This window comes from Proteiniclasticum sediminis (assembly GCF_018128025.1).
Lineage (GTDB): Bacteria > Bacillota > Clostridia > Clostridiales > Clostridiaceae > Proteiniclasticum > Proteiniclasticum sediminis.
The window spans coordinates 1-833 of record NZ_JAGSCS010000061.1 but is presented as its reverse complement, the minus strand read 5'-3'; the positions used below and the strand labels follow the sequence as shown (position 1 = coordinate 833).

The 833-nt window shown below is 42.6% G+C and carries 1 protein-coding gene; it reads right to left on the bottom strand.

Features of this window, described 5'->3' with window-relative positions:
* On the bottom strand, nucleotides 1-682 hold a 682-nt coding region (locus tag KCG48_RS14520), incomplete at its 3' end, for a transposase (RefSeq protein ID WP_230977177.1).
* Between the last annotated feature and the right edge of the window lie 151 nt (nucleotides 683-833).

The window sequence follows — 833 nt, the reverse complement described above, 5'->3', positions numbered from 1 at the left end:
CATAGGCAAACACTTCTTTATGTTCCCCTTTATGGAATAGTCCTGATTCGGGATCAGTAGTACTTGCGGTGACTATTTTCTCCTCTGACCCGGTGGCGTCGCCACCATCGTCATCGTCGTCATCGTCAAAAGGCTTCTTCCCATGGTTGATCCGATCTTCATTAATCTCCTTCTTCAGTTGCGCTCCATAGGACAAGACTTCCTTCTCGACGACTTTCTTCACATTCTTCTTTTTATTGGCATGAGCTTTGATATGGGTTGCATCCACAAAGACACTCGTGGTATCCACCAACCCGTATTTCATACACTGCAGAAGAATCTGGATGAAGATTTTTTCAAAGAGATCAAACTCCTCACCCTCATTTTTTACCATAAAACGGCGGACGTAATTTTTTCCGAAGGTGCTAAAATGAGGGACCGGATCCAGGGGCGCAAGCCCAAGAAACCATCGGTAAGCCATATTCACCTCGATTTCTCGGATGGTTTGGCGCATGCTTCTAATTCCAAAGAGGATTTGGATCATCGGAATCTTGATCAACAGCACGGGATCTAGGCTGGGTCGACCCACGGAATCCGAATAGAGATCTTGAACTAAGTCGTAGATAAAGCTGAAATCAATAGTTTGATCGATAGCCCGTAAAATATGGTTTTGTGGCACCAAGTCCTCCAAGGAGAGGACCATGACTTGTTCCCGGGATAAATCTTCTTTTTTGCTTAACACAAAATCACCCCACTTTAATATACTTATATTATATCATAAATATATATTAAGTCAATTGCTACGCAAAAAAAGCAGCCATTACTTTTGTAATGACTACTTTGTCTACAGTCTG